Here is a 13,044-nt window from a genome sequence, read left to right as displayed (position 1 = left end):
GGAACTAAACACATGAAGATTTCCAGACAAGCCTACGCCGACATGTACGGCCCCACCGTTGGTGACAAGGTCCGCCTGGCCGACACCGAGCTGTTCGTCGAAGTCGAACAGGATTTCACCGTCTACGGCGAAGAAGTGAAGTTCGGCGGCGGCAAGGTGATCCGTGATGGCCAGGGCCAGAGCCAACTGCTCGCCCATGAGGTGGTCGACACCCTGATCACCAACGCGCTGATCATCGACCACTGGGGCATCGTCAAGGCTGACGTCGGCCTGAAAAACGGCCGCATCGCCGCCATCGGCAAGGCCGGCAACCCGGACATCCAGCCCGGCGTGACCATCTGTGTCGGCGCCAGCACCGAAGTGATTGCCGGTGAGGGCATGATCCTCACCGCCGGCGGCATCGATACCCACATCCACTTCATTTGCCCGCAGCAAATCGAAGAAGCACTGACCAGCGGCGTCACCACCATGATCGGCGGCGGCACCGGGCCGGCCACCGGCACCAACGCCACCACCTGCACCTCCGGCCCATGGCACCTGGCGCGCATGCTCCAGGCCTCCGACTCGTTCCCGATGAACATCGGCTTCACCGGCAAGGGCAACGCCAGCCTGCCGGAGCCGTTGATCGAACAAGTGAAGGCCGGTGCCATTGGCTTGAAGCTGCACGAGGACTGGGGCACCACGCCGGCGAGCATCGACAACTGCCTGAGCGTCGCCGACGAGTACGACGTGCAGGTGGCGATCCACAGCGACACCCTCAACGAATCCGGCTTTGTCGAAACCACCCTCGCCGCCTTCAAGGGCCGCACCATCCACACCTACCACACCGAAGGTGCCGGTGGCGGTCACGCGCCAGACATCATCAAGGCCTGTGGCTTCCCCAACGTGCTGCCCAGCTCCACCAACCCAACCCGGCCGTTCACCCGCAACACCATCGACGAACACCTGGACATGTTGATGGTCTGCCATCACCTGGACCCGAGCATTGCCGAAGACGTGGCCTTTGCCGAAAGCCGCATCCGCCGCGAAACGATTGCCGCCGAAGACATCCTTCATGACCTCGGCGCGTTCTCGATGATCAGCTCCGACAGCCAGGCCATGGGGCGGGTTGGCGAGGTGATCACACGTACCTGGCAGACCGCCGACAAGATGAAAAAACAGCGCGGGCGATTGCCTGGCGACGGCGAAGGCAACGACAACTTCCGCGCCAAACGCTACATCGCCAAGTACACCATCAACCCGGCGATTACCCACGGCATCAGCCACGAAGTGGGCTCGATTGAAGTGGGCAAGTGGGCCGACCTGGTGCTGTGGCGCCCGGCGTTTTTCGGGATCAAGCCGACGCTGATTCTCAAGGGCGGCGCGATTGCCTCAAGCCTGATGGGCGACGCCAACGCCTCGATCCCGACGCCGCAACCGGTGCACTACCGCCCGATGTTCGCCAGCTTCGGCAGCTCGCTGCACGCCACCAGCCTGACCTTTATCAGCCAGGCGGCGTTGGCGGCAGGCCTGCCGGAGCAGTTGGGGTTGAAGAAGCAGATCGCCGTGGTCAAGGGTTGCCGCGCGGTGCAGAAAACCGACTTGATCCACAACGATTACCTGCCGGATATCGAGGTTGACCCGCAGACCTACCAGGTCAAGGCCGACGGTGTGTTGCTGTGGTGTGAACCGGCGGATGTGCTGCCGATGGCGCAGCGTTACTTTCTGTTCTGAAGCGCGATTTCCAGAGCCTCGTCAGTGAGCCTCTGGAGAATCGCCTTGCGCTCCTCGTGCAGTTTCACCGCAAGCGCATCATAGACGTCCTGGTGCATGGGCGTGCCGGGAGGAAAATCCTCAACCGACTTGTCCAGCATCAGGGCCGAATTGCGCAGGGTATTGCGCAGGGCCATCTTCTGCGACTCAAGCAATCGACCATTGGCCGCCAGATCATTCAGGGCACTCGTCAAGTCTTCCAGCGCCGCCCTTTTGCGCGTCAGCCAGACAAAGGCCGCGGGCGTCGAACGCTCAAGGTACTCACCCCAGAAGTCCAGCTCGACGAGCGCATCCCTGAGCAGGTCGCCCTCCTCCAATGCCATGACCCGATCAAAAGCATCGTCCAGCATCTGCGGGGTGACGTCGGGTTCCGGGTACATCACATCCGCTGATTGCCAGGGCAGCTCAAGCCGTTGGGCCAACCCGGTGGAAAACGCCAGATGGACCCCCACTTCGTCGATAGCCCGTTCGGGGTTTCCAGCAGAGTCGGTTCCCCGGTCCCGATCATTGGGGAACTTGCGGCCTTGCTCACTCAATGCCGCCACCCGGGCGCGAGCAATTTCTCCCAGCTTGTTGAGCCGGGTCCTGCCTTTGGCCACCGTCAACATCAGTTGCTCGACCACGTCGGGGTGAGGGTTGGTCCAAGCCTCATACACCATCACTTCGATCCCCATGGCATTGAACAATTGGGCACCCGCATCAACGCAGCTGGTAGGCGCCCTCGCCATGTCGAAAAGCTTCTCACGCAGCCGGGTGTCGTCGTACATGGCGCGCAACATTCGCCAGACCTTGGCCGTAAGGTCTTGCGCGAAGTCTTCCGACATTGCATCGGCAGACTCGCTCAACTTGCGGATTTCGTTAAAAAACGGTTCGGCGCCCCTGGACTCTTCCAAGGCATTCCATAGGGGCTGCAAGTCCCTCCACTGCATGTCGGTGAGGCCGGACTTCCATTGGATGCTGTCCTGCATCCCTCGGGGTGGAAACTGCCGCTCCGGGTCCATACCTACAGATGCAATGTACTGCTTGAGCTGGCGAAGGCCTTCGGGCGTCAGCAAGGAGCGAGTAACACGGGTGCGCGCAAGAATCGCAGCCTGCGCTGAACCTGGCTCGACTATCGGCACCTCGAGCGCATTACCTTCCAGGTCCAGGTTGAACTCGCGAGGCCGGGGCCTGGCGAAGATCCCAATGGGCCAACCACGCTGCCCGGTATCGCCCAATGAAACGTGATACAGCCGGCGCATCCGGCTGATGTCCGGCGCCATGCCCAGCGGATTGGACTCCAGCTCGAGTGTCTGGAGCCGGGTGAGGTTCTTCAATCGGTTGACGGCCGCGACGTCCAGCACAATCTCGTTATCCGCCAGTATCAACGTCTCAAGCCTGGGCAGATGCTCAAGCAACAGGGGCAGGCGAGTGAGCTGGTTGTCTTCCAGGTTGAGGGTGCGCAAGCCGCGAAAGGGAGCCAGGAAAGGCTCGACGGCATTGGTCAGTTCCGCACTGGATATTTCCAGGTAAGTGACATGATCAAAGTTGGCGCTCAGCGCCGGAAGCGACGCCAACTGAGGTTGTATGTCAATCTCGCTCACTTCGATCTTCTGGCCCAGGGGATTGCCGGAACTATCCACATCAACCTCACCGTTACGCCTCCAGGCGCGAATCAACACCTTGCGCAGTTCTTTACGGATGGCACGCTGCTCTCGGTATTCAGCGCTATTGGCCTCACCAAAGCCCTGGATCGGTGATGCTTCCCAGGTCTCCAAGGTGGAACGGAGCATTTCGTACTCCTGCTCCAGAGAGATGAGCCAGGTGTCGTCGGCCGGCGTGTAAGGTGCACGCAGTTGGGCAATCTGCACTTCGTCAAAAGTGGGGTAGAGGGCTTTGATACGCTGGCGAACGTTGTGCTCCCAGGAGCCCGCACCACGACCACTCCAGGCATAACCGATCCGCCCGCGAGAAGAGCGCTGCGGCGAAATGAAAAAGGGTGAGCCCAACGGTTGCATGCCCAGCACCTTGCGCAGGCCGGCACGGGACAGGGCGTGCTGTTGAATCAACCTTCCAAGTTGCGGCCCCTGCCCGACCTCGGGCAACCCCACGGACTGGCGATGAGCCTCCGGCAGTGCGTGCTGCAAGGAATCGTACAAGCTATCGACCCCATGTAACTCGTTGCCCTGGGTGTCAAACACCTGATACTGACCATCGCCCACTCGCACCAGCAGTTTGAGGTTGCTGGACCCAGGCAGGCCATAGCTGGCACGCAGGCGCCCGCTCACCGAGCCTTCGTGCACTTCAATGCGCAGGCTGTCCCGCCAACCGGGAAGGTGCTCAAGGGTATTGAGCACCAGGGCTTCAGTGTCAGCATTGGCCAACGCATCCAGGTACAGCCCTTCATACGCCCGGGCCAGGCGCAATTCCCCAAGTTTCTGGCGCGCTTGCTGCGCCAGCTCCAGGGGAATCTTGCGATTGTTGACCAGGCTCGCCCGCTGCGAGGGGCTGGCACCTTCCAGCAGTTCCTCGACCATGACCGGTGGCAGGCTTTTGAAGTCGCGCGCGAACAGTTGCAGTTCGGCGCTGCCAGGCGATGATCGCCCGAGGTAAAGGCTGTCGAACACCCGCCGCAGGGACTGTTTGGCATAGATCCCCAGCCGTTCCTGCAACGCCTGGCTACGCAGCGCGGCCCCGTAGGGCATATGCTGGCCGAGCAGGTTTTTAAGCTGCTCCTCGGGCAAACTCTCGACGATCAACGCCGGCAGCTTGCCGCCGAACAGGTCTATGCGGCTGATGCTGATCAGTTCCGTCCCGGGCGCATGAGGTTGGCCATACAACGCAGCTGTCCTGCTGGTGCCCTGGCCGTCAAATACTTCGATGGTCCTGCCGGGCGGCCAGCCGGTCATTTCCACCATCAACGACGCGGCGTAGCTACCCAGGTCCATCGACATCGACCCCGCAAGGATCTGCCCACTCAAGCTTTCGGCACGCCCGTAAGCCCGCATGCGCACCGCCGTATCGAGTGTGATGGCCGGAGTGGGCTCGCTTTCCACGTACAGCCGGCGCAGCACGCTTTCGTCGGTGTCACTGATCTTGCGCACCTGCTCCAACTGCGTATCGCTCAGGCCTTCCATTACATGGCTCAGTCGCCGCATCAGCGGAGCACCTTGCCACGTCAGGGGCTCATCGGCCTCATGGGTCCAGGCGCCAGAACCGTTGTTGACGATCTGAGGCTCATACGCCTCGGGCCTGCTGGGGTGCTGGACCCGGTACACGCCCGGTTCGTCTTGCGCGGTCACGGCGTAGCGATTGCCGTCCACCGACACCACCTGGCGCCCATTGACGGTATGTAGTCCCGCCTGGTCGGGAACCGAGCCTGCCGGCAGTCGGATGTCCTGCGCATAGGGCGCAAGGTCCGGCTTCCACAAGCGGGCCTTGCCCGACGGCAGCCTGACCGCCTTGAGTCCTTCGATAAACGGCGACAGGCTGATATGCAACGCAGCGCCGCCCACCGCCAGTTGCGCGAGATTTTCCAGCACGTCAGCGATATGCGCCCAGCCGGCCTCGCGGTCACCCTGGCCGAGTTCAACCACGCCCTCCAGCACTTCGTACAGCAGTTGCCCGGCCGTGACCACCGCCATCAGTGCACCCAAGGGCGGAATGAACATCGACACCAGGTTCAAGGTGAACAGGCCGATGTTCATCAGATGCGCCATCCGCCGGTCGTGGCCAGCCGCGTCGGTGTGAGCGGTGGGTATCGCCATGCTCAACCCATCGTCGAGTGCGCGCTTGCGCATGTCGGCGTACAGCTCGTCCCAAGGGTCGACGTCGATCCACAGCCCCTTGATCGGGTGGGCGTTGAGGTTCAGGTTTGGCTGGTCCTGCGGCGTGCGGCTGATATGTCGCGGGGACTTTATGACGGCGTTGATCGCCTGGAGTTCGGTAAGGGATTTTCTTGCGTAGTACTGTCGCCACGCTGGATCAGGGCCCAGGGCCACGCGCCTTTGCGGTTCATCGACGCGTTTCTCGGTGAACCGCCCGTAGTAGTAAGCCAGGTATTTTTTCCCGATGAACCGTGAGAAAAACTGTTGGTGGGCCGTGACCTGAACACCCCTGCTGTCCCAATAGTCCTCGGGTCTGTAAGCGGTCAGCTCACGGGTCGTTTCCTCTGCATAGTCGGCAAAGGTTTTGTAGCGCTTGATGGGGTGCTCGGGGTGGTCGGGGATGTAGACGATAAGCCAGGTGCCATACCCATGCTCCACGCTCGGGTCGATCATGAGGCAGCCGTGCATTTGCAGTTCCATGATACTGGGCCAGCGGTGCCAGACCTGCTTGCCTTCGTGCTTGATGCGTCGCTCGCCATTGGCGATGCGCAGCAGTAGCGCGTAGTCGTCGCTGCGAATATCACCTTTGAGCAACGCCACGTAGGCGGCGGCTCTGAAGGCGTCCTTTTGCCGGGTGATAAAGCGTTCACGCAGCAGGTTCCTGGACACGGTTTGCACGGGCAGCAGGTAGGTGGTGAGGTGTTCCTGGTACAGCCTGCCCAGGTCCAGGTCGCGGCATAACCGGGCGAAGGTCTCGATCGTCAGGGTCGTGGTATGGCGCTCGAAACGGCCATCGGCGCCGGGAGCGGTGATAAAGCCTGAAGCACTGTCGAAGAACCCGGCGCGGGTCTCGCGCGCTTCAAAATTGTTCAAGGCCGCTTGCAACAGGGACAAAGTCTTGGTCCGGTAGCCTGTCGCTAGTCCTTCGACCGGTACATAGAGGCGCAGATGCACCTGGTTGACGTCCAGCTCAAACCCGGCGGCCTTCAACGCGGCTTCAAGCAATGGCCGGGCGAAGGCGTTGACCTCTTGCACCTTGCCGGTCGCTTGCTCCAGTGCAGTGTGAGACTTGATGCTCGCCTCCAACAGGTTTTGCAGCGCAGCCTTCTGTGCCGGGGTGGTGGCCGCATACCAGGCGGGGATCTCTGGCTTGGCCTGCGTGATGGCTGCACGCAGGGCAGGAGATGCGCTGACCAGGCTTTCGGGGATGGCGGCTTTGATCTGTGCATAGTGACGCCCTTCGCCGCCCGGCAGGAGCGAGGTGGAGGCTTGAGGTGCTGGCATAAACGAGTACCGATAGGGAAATTAAGGCAATGACCTTAATCAGTCGCCCCCGGCACTCGGCGGTAGCTATTTGAACGGATTGCCCCCCATGGACGAACACTCAAAAAGCGCTGGCAGGCTTGATGCACACGGGGGGATTTCCATGGGGTAATTAAGTCGTCGATCCATAGGTAATCCGGGGCCGATGCGTTAACTATTGCGTGCTATCCAGCGGCTTTTCGACTTATTAATCCACAGCGGTTTTCAGTAGCCTTTTTCCTTTGCTTACCCAAAGGAATGCCCCCATGCAGGATGCCCCCTCCGTTACTCCCCTCTCATCTTCCGACGACAACAGTGCGTTCATTCGCCAGGCCATTCCGGACTGGCTGGTACAGGCGCCGGCCCACCGCATAGAAGCGTTGAAACAGGCCAGGCTCGAACAGGCGCAGTGGATGGACAGCTTGTCGCCGCTGCAGCGAAGAACCTTGAAGGGGTTCAATGAAACCAGTTTCAAATCCCAACACGCGGTGGATAAACACCTGGCCAACGTCCAGGCACTCAAGCCCTTCGCCATAGGCCTGCTCAACGGCGCGCTGAAAGAACAATTCAACCTCACCGTGGATGTCGAAGGCACCTCTCTTCGTTTGTATGAGCCGCTGAGGCTCGGCACCCTGGGGATCAAGGCCGGCGAATACAAAGTACTGGAGGTGTCGCTGGTGCAGGCTGCCCTGCATAACTTTGAAGCCAGTGAAGGTGAAGACGGCGCATTCGATCCTGCCTCCGGGTTCACCCAATACCCGGACCGGGAAGGCGCCTCTCCCAGGATCAGCCCGGCGCTGACCGTACCCGCCTTTATCAGGCTGTGCCGTACGCTGGACGTGGGTGCCCGCTACCAGGCGCACCTCAAGGAAACATTACTGCCCACCGACGAGACGGCCGCCACCCGGTTGCGCGACGCCGTGATCACCAGCCAGAAGGATGCCCTCAGGGCTGCGGCGTACCTGGCGCTGCTCAAGCAGGACATTCTCCCGGATGACTTCACCATGGTGCTCAAGGTGGTCGACGGCGAACGCAACCCGACGCTGGGCGGCAAGCCGGTGTGGTTCAGTTGCCTGAGCGTGATGGACCGCGCGCTCATGGGGAGCGTGGTGTTTACACCGGTGGAAAAATATCGCTATGCCACCGACTTCATCGTCTACCTGCCCCACGATCCGGAGCACCCGCTCAAGCGCTACAACAGCCTTGATGCGCTGAAAACCGAACTGAACCGCCAGTGGGTGGCGCGCGACAAAGCGCCAAGCGAATCCGGCAATAACAACCGCCCGACGCCCACGAGCTACCAGCATTTTTTCAGCCAGTTTCTCAATGAGCATGACAAGCCGGCGTTCTTCAACCGGTTTACCGAACCCGCTGCGGACTCCACCGCCGCCGTCGACGCAGTAGCGCGTTCGCCGGTGACCCAGACAATGCTGCAACTGGCCTTCCCGGTATTGACTACGACGGTCATGCCCCAGTCGCTTCCGCCCCCGAAAGCCGGCTGCAGGGTGGTGAAGACGGGCGCTCCCGACCTGTACCTGATGGTGGTCTCAAGACAGGGCCTGTGGGCTGACAACGTCGACCTGTGGGCCAACCTGTTTGAGCATGGCCGCGACAAGGCCCTCGGCGATGCACGCGACCAGGCAGTGCCCACCGCCGATGTCGACGCCCGGGTGCGCGGGCAAAAAATCGCCCGTTGGCTGGAGGCCGGCGCTACCGTGCTCGGCCTGGGACTGGCGTTCGTCCCGGTGCTCGGCGAAATCATGCTGGCCGCCATGGCGGGCCAATTGCTCTACGAAACCTTCGAAGGTGTGATCGACTGGGGCGAAGGCGACCGGGACACGGCCAAGACGCACTGGTTCGACGTCGCGCAAAACCTGGCCGCCATGGCGCTGCTGGCCGGTGCGGGGAAAGGCCTGCAAAAACTCGCTGCACCGCCTACACCCGCGTTGATACAGGGGCTCAAGCCGGTTCGTTTGCCAGGTGGCGAGCAGCGGCTGTGGAAGCCGGACCTTACGCCTTATCGCAGCCCCGTCGTATTGTCCAAGGACGCCACGTTTGATGACCTGGGCTTGCACAGCCACGACCAGCAGCCGCTGCTGCCCCTCGACGATCAACTGTATGCCGTCAAACCCGAGCCCGACGGCGACACCTATCGCATACAACACCCCACCCGCTCCGACGCTTATGCCCCGCAGGTGGCGCATAACGGCGCGGGCGCCTGGCTGCATGAAGGCGAAGAACCGCTGACCTGGGACGGCCCGGCGCTGATGCGCCGCCTGGGTTGTCGCACCCGGGGCTTGAGCGACGCACAACTGGAACAGGCACGCCTGGCCAGTGGCACTCGCGCCGATCAACTGCGCCAACTGCATGTGGACCTGCAACCGCCGCCCGCCCTGTTGAGTGACAGCCTGGCGCGCTTTGGCATCCATCAGCGGATCGAGACGTTTATCGAGAAGATGGGCAGTGACGACCCGCTGGATTATGCGCTGGCCGACCCGGCGATCACCGAGCGCGTGGTGGCGCACCGAGGCTTGACCTATCCGGCGGTCCTCGACCCGACTCCCCGGGTGCTGGACGAACAGACGATGCTGTGGCGCCGCGAAGTTGCCCAGGCCGCCCGGGACAGTCGGACCTCGCTGTTCGACGCGGATTACCGCGCTCATAACCTGACTCGCTCGCCCCCGGTACAGCAGCTCATGGACAGGTTTTCCGGCCTGCCGGCGGAGGTTGCCAGGCAGTTGCTGGAAACCGCCACGGACGCGGATTTAACCACGCTGAGTGGCCATCAGCAGTTGTCACCAAGGCTCACCGCCCTGGCGCGCGAAAGCCAGCAGCAAGTGCGCATGGCACGGGCCTATGAAGGCTTGTTCCTCGACACCCTGCAGAGCCCGGACAGCCTGCGCTTGGCCCTGCATACCCTGCCCAGCTTGCCGGGTTGGGACCCGAGCCTGCGGGTGGAAATCCGCTTGGGCAGCGAACAGGGGCCACTGATCGACGCCGTCGGTCCAGAGGCCGACGCACCGCCGCTGATGCTGGCGATGGGTGAAGACGGGGCGTTCGGCGCCACCGACCTGTATGGCGCCGTTCTGGCACGTCTTGAACAGGGCCAGCGTCGAGCACTTGGCGAAGCCGCACGGGACGCCGGCACCCTGAAGCAGCGGGTGCGACAAACGCCATTGGCCCGGGACGAGCTGCGCTCGGTGCTGCTGGAATACCCGCTGCTGCGCAAACCCTTGGCAGGAGACCTGCGCCTGCGGGGCGGCTCCCCGCTGCACAAACTTACTCAATTGCGCAGCACCCATACGCGGGTGCGCAAGCTGTATCCGGGGTTCAGCGACGAGCAGGCCACAGCCTTCATCGAGACCCTCGGGAGCGATGCGCGCACTGAGTTGACGCGCCGGGAAGACCAATACGCCGCCCTCAAACGCGCACTCAAGGACTGGGTGAATCGCAGTGCCCGAGAAGATACGAGCCGGCGTCCATTTGAGGTAAACCCGGGACGCCGGGAGCAGTCAGTGGCCGATGCGTTGAGAGATTGCTGGCGTCGACAGACCGTGGACCGTGCAGGGGCATACACCGGGCGCCGACTGGAAATCAGCGCCCAGGTGAACCTGCCCAAACTCAACGCCGATTTTGGCCATGTCGAGGAGTTGGTTCTCGACTACGTGAGCTTCACCGACGGCCCCGGGCAGTTCCTTGGCAACTTCCCCAATCTGAAACGTTTGACCCTCAAACAAGTCGGCGGTATCGGACGCCATACGCTGACCGAACTGCCCGAAGCAATCACGGCCATAAAGGCGCTGACGCACCTGGACCTGTCGAAAAATGCCATCCGCCTGAGCGAAATCAGCGCCGGCCAACTGGCCGGCCTGAGCCGCCTGGAAGAACTGTGCCTGAACGACAACCCCTTGGGCACCCTGCCGGATTTCAGCCCGCTGCTACGACTGCGCAAGCTGGAGCTGCGTGACACCCGGATCAATCAGTGGCCCGCAGGCCTGCTGGAACTGCCGGAGCTGAGAGAAGTCGACCTGTCCGGCAATCACCTGAGCGCGGTGCCCGACAGCCTGCTCAACCCAGCCCCCGAAAACGTGGAAGCCAGCATCCGTCTCAACCGCATGACCCGCCTGCGTGACAACCCATTCACCCCACAAGCCAATCAGCAGATGCGGGCGTACATCGCTCGCCTGGCACAAACTCGCCCGGGCTGGCGCAACGGCGGCCAGCCTGGCGCCTTCGAAGTACCCTTGAGCCACACCGACGAAATGCGGCGGATAAGGGACCTGTTTCCCGGCTACAGCGAGGAGGAAAACGAGCAATTCGTATTGCACGCAGGCGACGGGGCGCCGGCTGAACTGACGCGCCTGGAAGGCGAGTGGCAAACCTTGAGCACCCAACTGAACGCCTGGGCCACACAACGGTTCCTGGTGGCTGCCGACAGCGAAAACCTGCGTGCAGGGGATGCCAACCATCGCCAGCAATTCGCTCGAGACCTCAAGGCGTGCTGGCGGCGCATGACTCCCAAAGTGCTGGCCCAAGATGGTTCTCCCGCCGGCTACACCCTTGAAGCACTCGGCTTGAGAGTCGGCGACTTGCCTGCGCTGGAAGCAGATTTCAGCCACGTTGGGTCAATCAAGCTTCAGGACATGCAATCCGTATACGGCCTGGATGAGTTTCTCGGCCACTTCAGTCACACCCGTTGGCTCGACCTGTCGTACGGAGAGTTGCGTTCAATCCCGCCCAGCGTTGCCCGGATGATTCGGCTTACCCGCCTGGACCTCAGGAGCAACCAACTTTCCCTGAGCGAGGCCGACGTGGATCTGCTGGAGGGGCTCACCTCACTCAAGATCATCAATCTGAGCCGCAACCCCCTGGCGCGTACCCCCAACTTCGCAACCCTGCCGAACCTGCGTAGGGTGAATTTGAAAAACACCGGGATCACCGAGTGGCCGCAGGGCTTGGGGCCACATCAGGCGTTGGACATCGTTAACCTGGCGCAGAACCGCATCACGCAGTTGCCCGAGTCCCTGGTCAACCCGCTGCCCGAGGAGGCCGAGGCATTCATCTACGTCAACAACGTCACCTTTATCGACGGCAACCCGCTGAGCACCGAAGCCCGCAGGCAGTTGGTCGAGTATTGGAGCAATTCAACCTTGCTCCACCGCGAGGCAGCAGCGGGCCGGCAGCCCGGCGCGATGCGTTATCGGGCGCCACAGCCCGCTACAGTCGAGGTTCACGCGCCTCAAGAACAGATCGTGGACGACACACCGGAGCCGGCATACCAGCACTGGATGGATGGTCTGTCACCCGAGGAAATCGACGTACGACGCAGCCTGTGGGAGTCGATTGCCGAGAAACCCGGTTCGCAGATCTTCCTCGACATCCTCGACAACCTCAAAGAATCGGCGGAGTACCGCAGCCGCTATACCGACCTGCAATCGCGCCTGTGGCAATTGCTCTATGCGGCCCGGGACGATGGCTTGCGTGAAGAGCTGTTCAACCTGGCGGGCGACCCGCGCTGCGGCGATCGGTCGGCCCTGGTGTTCAGTGACATGGAGACCAAGGTGCTGACGTGGCAAGCCACGCGCTATGCCGCCGATGGCGAGGCGGGACCGGCACTCTACACGTTGGCCAAAGGTCTTTTTCGCCTGGACGAGGTGGAAAAATTAGCCAGCGCAGACATTCGGGTTCGAGAAGGCATGATTCGCACGTCGACCATGACCCCTGAACAAAAAGTCGCCGCCCTGGAAAAACTGGAAGATATTGAAATTCGCCTGGCCTATCGCATGGGCCTGGCCCGCCGCCTCGGCCTGCCCGGTCAGCCCAACGATGCCCGCTACCTCGCAACGGGACAGGTAGCGCCGCAGATCCTGAATAATGCCGCCATCACAATAGAAAAACTGGACAACTCCAAGAAGCTCGTACAGTCGCTGCTGGGCCGCGAATTCTGGCAGGCCTTTATTCGCAACCATTATGACGATGAGTTCAGAGTCCTGAGGGAGCCCCATGACGTGCGCTTGAATGCGTTATCCGAGGAACACGATGCGGGCGCCCTCAGTGATGAGGCATACGCAACCCAGGCTGAAAATGTGCAACTGCAACTGGCCGTGGACGAGGCGCAACTGATTCGCTCGCTGACCCTGCGCGACTGGGTGCCGTGCAAGGCGCGCTGCAGCATCACCTGATG

The 13,044-nt window shown here is 62.0% G+C and carries 3 protein-coding genes; 2 read left to right on the top strand and 1 reads right to left on the bottom strand.

Features of this window, described 5'->3' with window-relative positions:
• The first annotated feature begins 12 nt into the window (after nucleotides 1-12).
• Nucleotides 13-1,713 carry an urease subunit alpha gene (ureC, locus tag C0058_RS02930; protein ID WP_003217391.1) on the top strand — a complete coding sequence of 567 codons (1,701 nt, stop codon included), beginning with the start codon at nucleotides 13-15 and terminating at the stop codon, nucleotides 1,711-1,713.
• On the opposite strand, the gene C0058_RS02925 is transcribed toward ureC, so the two are convergent.
• Nucleotides 1,698-6,842: a dermonecrotic toxin domain-containing protein gene (locus C0058_RS02925; protein ID WP_102367997.1), complete on the bottom strand. Its 5,145-nt coding sequence runs from the start codon at nucleotides 6,840-6,842 to the stop codon at nucleotides 1,698-1,700. The two genes, ureC and C0058_RS02925, sit on opposite strands and share 16 nt — an antisense overlap.
• 284 nt (nucleotides 6,843-7,126) lie before the next feature.
• Between C0058_RS02925 and C0058_RS02920 the strand changes: the two genes are divergently transcribed.
• A complete protein-coding gene (locus C0058_RS02920; RefSeq protein ID WP_102367996.1) occupies nucleotides 7,127-13,042 on the top strand; it encodes an NEL-type E3 ubiquitin ligase domain-containing protein in 5,916 nt (1,971 codons plus the stop codon).
• Nucleotides 13,043-13,044: the final 2 nt, after the last annotated feature.

This window comes from Pseudomonas sp. NC02 (genome assembly GCF_002874965.1).
GTDB lineage: Bacteria > Pseudomonadota > Gammaproteobacteria > Pseudomonadales > Pseudomonadaceae > Aquipseudomonas.
The sequence above is the reverse complement of the archived record's forward strand: the minus strand, read 5'-3'. Positions and strand labels throughout refer to the sequence as shown.

What these genes read in the sequence shown, in the direction of transcription:
- C0058_RS02920 (WP_102367996.1), top strand. Translation starts at nt 7,127, where the DNA reads ATGCAGGATGCCCCCTCCGTTACTCCCCTCTCATCTTCCGACGACAAC.
- C0058_RS02925 (WP_102367997.1), bottom strand. Translation starts at nt 6,842, where the DNA reads ATGCCAGCACCTCAAGCCTCCACCTCGCTCCTGCCGGGCGGCGAAGGG.
- ureC (WP_003217391.1), top strand. Translation starts at nt 13, where the DNA reads ATGAAGATTTCCAGACAAGCCTACGCCGACATGTACGGCCCCACCGTT.